General features: G+C 38.1%; 3 protein-coding genes. All 3 read left to right on the top strand.

Annotated features, from left to right (window positions below):
- Positions 1–783: rhamnogalacturonan lyase family protein (locus K6G87_RS08295; protein ID WP_442863367.1), on the top strand; the 783-nt coding region annotated here is incomplete at its 5' end.
- 349 nt (positions 784–1,132) lie between these two features.
- A complete protein-coding gene (locus K6G87_RS08300; RefSeq protein WP_296835759.1) occupies positions 1,133–2,791 on the top strand; it encodes a rhamnogalacturonan acetylesterase in 1,659 nt (552 codons plus the stop codon).
- Between the two features lie 390 nt (positions 2,792–3,181).
- Positions 3,182–5,565, top strand: a 2,384-nt coding sequence (locus tag K6G87_RS08305; protein WP_296835760.1) for a glycoside hydrolase family 2 TIM barrel-domain containing protein, incomplete at its 3' end; no start/stop codon positions are given.

Below are 5,565 nucleotides of genomic sequence, written 5' to 3' on the forward strand. Positions count from 1 at the left end.
GATGGATATCAGGAGATAATCTACGGAGCTGCCTGCATTGATCAGGACGGAAGCGTATTATACAGTAGCTACGACTATCTTCCTAACGGTATCTATGCAAAGCTTGGACACGGAGATGCAATGCATGTTGCTAATATAGATCCTGACAGGCCCGGCCTTGAAATATTCAACGTATTTGAAGGAGCTAAGGCTGCTCCTTATGGCTATGCGCTAAGAGATGCAGAATCAGGAAACGTATATTTTGGCGAATATGCAGAAACTGATCTTGGTAGGTGCATGATAGGAGATATAGCGCCGGATGTTCCGGGTCTTCAGGTCTGGGTCAATGACGTATATGACGTCAAGGGTCAAAAGCTTGATATTAAAGCTCCCTCAACCAATATGAATATTCACTGGGCAGCAGATCTTACAACTCAGGTAACTGATGGTAAGGAGTATCTTACGGAAGAAAAGTGCGGAATAATTAATGACCCTGTTCATGGGGTAATGCTGCGTCCCGAGGGTACAGCGACCAATAACGGAACTAAAGGTAATCCTTGTCTTGTGGCAGATCTTTTTGGGGACTTTCGTGATGAGATAGTTCTAAGGCTTGCAGATGACAGTGCTCTTAGAATCTACATAAATACGGATATCACAAAGCACAAGCTGTTCACTCCTTTACAGGATATTCAGTATCGTATGGGGGTTTGCTGGCAGAATAACTGCTACAATCAGCCGGGTTATGTGAGCTACTACTACGCAAGCGATATGCACTTTGATGAGGTGCTCCCTGAACTGTCATGAAAGATTGATTTTATCCCTTGCGATTTGATGGCCTTTGGCAGTTACTAAATGATTATTCTCGTCTTAAAAATGTTATAATTCAAGGCTTAATATCTTGAATTATATATTCCGTGGTCCGAAACTCGCTTCGCTCAGACATGCGGACCACAAGCGGAATATATAATTCCATCTATTAAGCTCTTGAATTTATAACATTTTTAAAGACTCAAAAATCATTTAGTAACTGCCTAAGGAATCAAATTCGCAAGGGATAGTGTTGGTTATGGAGAGCGAAGTTTGAAGTGATAAGAAATAATAAGAAGAAAATATACTGCATAAGGCAATTCAAGGATATTGGGAGGAAGAAAAGTTGGACTTACAGAGGTGTGAACTTAAGTTAAAGTCTTATCCTGATAAGGCAAGGGAATGGGATAAGGGGGTGTATTATCCGAGAACGTCGCTTTTAGAAGCTATGGATGATAGCCTTAAAGAAAAATATATAAAAGAAAAAGACAAGGGTGTATTAGAGGTGACTTCCAAAATGTGGACAGAGACGGAGGTTACTGGTTTTGGGATATATCCTTATGTTAACAGTCCTGTTTTTATCTATAAGACCGGTAAAAGGGATATTAAGTGGACTATTACCTTTTGTAATACTTCTAAAGAAATGGTATATGTTAACTGCTATGCAGATGAAGTTTTGAAGATTAAAGATCTGGAGGTTGGAGAAGGTAAAAGTATTGATGTAAGTTTTATAAACTGCGGATTATATGATAATACAACGCTTCAGTTTTTTGCATCAGATAGTGCAGAAGATGAAGATAAGGCTGTTTCAAAGGTTATATATATAAGTAGTATAGATTATCAGGTTCTTCAGGATGATGTTTCTAAAAATAAAGGTTATTATGAAGATTACAAAACGCCTACGATTTTTCTTGCATCAGATTCTACCCTTCAGACTTATGAAGACTTTTATTATCCGCAGACAGGTTGGGGGCAGGTTTTTCACAAATTTGTCGAGCCAGGTGAACCTTTATGTGACTATCAGTCCAAGGATCATATTTATCCTCAGTGCCATGTATATGAAAAAACTTCGATCAAGGTTGAAAACAGGTCAATTGGAGCTAGAAGCTCAAGATCTTTTATTGACGAGGGTAAGTGGGATGCTCTTCTTCAGAGAGCAAAAAAGGGCGACTATGTTTTAATTCAATGGGCTCACAATGATGCTACGGCAGTTCGTCCTAACAGGTATGTATGTCCTGAAGATTTCGATGAGTTTTTGATGAAATACATAGATTCCTGCAGGGTAAGGGGAATATATCCAGTTCTTGTAACCCCTGTATCAAGGCGCAACTGTGATGATCATGACGGAGAATTCGTTATGTCATTTGGAGAGTACAGGGATGTTATGCTTAGCGTAGCTAAAAGAGAGCATGTTCCGTGCGTAGATCTTTGTAGTATGAGCTATGAATATCTTAAAAGTATAGGTCCTGAAGAAGCCAAATCAATTTATCTGTGGTGTCCAAAAGGTGCTTACCCTGATAGCGCATATGCAGATGGAGTCTCAGATAATACCCACCTTCAGGAGTACGGAGCTCTTGTATATGCAAGGATGGTGGCAGGTGCGCTTCTTTCTATGGAAGGATATCCTGAGATAGATAGCCTTAAGAAATATCTTGATACTACTTATGTACCTCAAAAGAAAGAAATTAAAGTTACTGAAAAACCAGTGGATACTGAAGTTCCCTCAGGCTTTGCCCTCCAGGAACTCCAGATAAAGGATAAGGTGGCAGAATTTCTTCTTATCTGGAATAGTGTTGAAGGAGCTGTCTCTTACAACGTATATAGAAAGGGGTCTGTTGATTTTCAGTTCTTCCCTCTAAGAAGTGTAAGTGCTTTGGAGAAAAAGGAGGCAGCAGTTCTTCCATTTAGTCTTCCTGCAGCTGATGTCTACAGGGTGCAGGTAACGGCGGTATTTGAAGATGGAAGAGAAAGTTCGCCTAGCAGAACCATAGAATTCAGAACATGATCATACATATAAGCATTTCATTGGGATGAGAGAATATCTTAAATTCAAACTTCGCATATATAATATGTGCTATCCCTTGCAATTTGATTATCTTGGGTAGTCTGTAAATGATTTTCTTGTCTTAAAAATATTATAATTCAAGGCTTAATATCTGGAATTATTTATTCCGGGGTCCGAAACTCGCTTCGCTCAAACAGACGGACCCCAAACGGAATATATAATTCCATCTATCAAACTCTTGAATTATTAATAATATTTTTAAAGAACGCAAAAATCCTTTACAGACTACCCAAAATATCAAATTCTCAAGGGATAATATAGTTTATATATGCGAAGTTTGAATAACTAAATATATTCATAATGCGAGGATAATAGGATATGCAGGAGCTGATGGATTTTAATAAGGGCTGGAAATTTCATTTTGGGGATATTGTTTCTATTAGGAACAGGTGGGCCTTAGCCAAGTCGGGATCGTTTAATCAGGGGCCTGAGAGCAGGGATTATGACGATTCTGACTGGGAAGATGTTACTATTCCTCATGATTTTGTGTTCGAAACAAAGCCATATCCTTATAGCGAAAAAGAGTTTGGTGAAGATAACACGATTCCTGCAATGGAGGATGTCAACAACATCCATACAACAGCAGGTTCTTTTGACAAAAATGTCGGATGGTACAGAAAGCACTTTTTTATTCCAAAGGAATATGAAGGCAAAAAACTTTTTCTTATTTTTGGTGGGATTTACAGAGATTCCACCTTCTTTTTAAATGAATTTTTCCTTGATAATGAAAAAAGTGGTTATAGCAAAATCGAGATAGATATTACTGATACTGCTGTCTATGGCGGCGACAACATTCTCTCCATAAGGTGCGATGCCAGGCAGGCTGAGGGCTGGTTCTATGAAGGCGGCGGAATATACAGAGATGCGTATCTTAAAGTTGTCGAGAAGGAATATATAGATGAGCTTTTTGTATATGCAAAGCCGTGTGGGAAATCTTCCGATAAGGCTATATTAAACATATCCTTAAAGATTTATGGATGCGGGAACAAAGGAAGTGACAGATCCATTCCGGATTTTAGTGATCATAAACTTACATTCAAAATCTATGACAATAATAATTTTTTGGTAAAAGAAGATATAGTAAAACTTTCAGATATATACAATAAAGATATAAATAGTAACAATATCAATAATACAAAAAATCATATTTATGATAGTGATAACTGTGTTATAAATGATAATACTGAAAGTAATGGTATATATATTATAAATAATAATTCTGATATCACTGATGTCATCACTGATATTAGCGTCGGTGTCAGCAGTGACTATGCTCCGGTTCTTTTTTATTCACAAACTGATGGCTCTTATATTTTCAGCTACAGGTTAATACTTGATAATCCAAGGCTGTGGTCTGTTGATAAACCATTTATTTACCAATTTGTTGTAAGTTTAATAAATGGAGAGGAAATAAGGAATAAGTCGAGCGTTAACTTTGGCATAAGGAAATCATGCTTTGATAATAATAAGGGTTTTATTCTAAATGGAGAAAGACTAAGGATAAAGGGTGTATGCTGTCATCAAAATCTTGGCGGTCTTGGTAATGCTGTTCCTAAAGAGGTTATGCGCTACCGTATAAAAAAGCTTAAGGAAATGGGAGCTAATGGATACAGGGGAGCTCATTATCCTTTATCAGAAGAATTTCTTACAATATGCGACCAGGAAGGTATGCTTGTAATGCTTGAAACAAGGCTTCTATCAAGCGCAAGGCCTGACATGGATGAACTTACTAAAATGGTAAAGCTTGGAAGAAATCATCCCAGCGTTATCATGTACTCGATCGGTAATGAAGAAGCTTCTTCTCAGGCAACAGAACAGGGTGCAAGGATTGCTTCTACAATGATAGAGCACATAAAAAGGCTTGACCCATACAGGCCTGTGACTATGGCGCTTTTGATGCTTGATATGAAGACCAATGAAGTTATAACCGATTATAAAGTGCTTGAGAAGATTTCAGATCAGCTTGATGTTGCTGGCTATAACTATCATAGTGATCTTTATGAAAAGTTCCATAAGGAATATCCTGATAAGCCTTTTATAAGTACAGAAATGGGTACCTTCAAATCGACAAGAGGCTGTTATAAGACAGATAAGTCAAAGTGTCATCTTGCTGTTACAGACAAGAGCCCGTATTACATGTATGGTGCACAGAGGTGGAGAGACTGTATGCCAGACTGGATAAGCGGACTTTTCATCTGGACAGGTTTTGACTACTACGGAGAGCCTACTCCATTTGCATGGCCTGCAATAAGCAGCCAGTTTGGAGCTATGGATCTGTGCGGATATCCCAAGGACTTTTATTACTTCTATAAAGCCTGGTGGACCAATGAGAACATTGTCCATGTATACCCTGATATGAATCAGGAACCCGGAATAGAGACAGATTATTATGTTTTTTCAAACGCTGATGAAGTTGAACTAATACTTAACGGTAAGAGTCTTGGCATAAAAGAAATGCCCAAAGACGATTATCTTGTATGGGAAAAAATAGTTTCAGAAAAAGGTGTCATGGAAGCTGTCGGCTATAAAGATGGCGCTGTTGTTATGAGGACTGTTAATAAGACGTGCGATGAAGAGTCAGCAGAAATCGTAGTCACAGAAGATTACAGGGAAAATGATATTGTAATACGAAAGATAGCTCTTTTGGATAAAGAAGGAAATCTGGTTACAGGTAAAGATGTAAGATTTGATATTCCATCAAAGTGGGGCGAAAT

The organism is Butyrivibrio sp., from assembly GCF_024699075.1.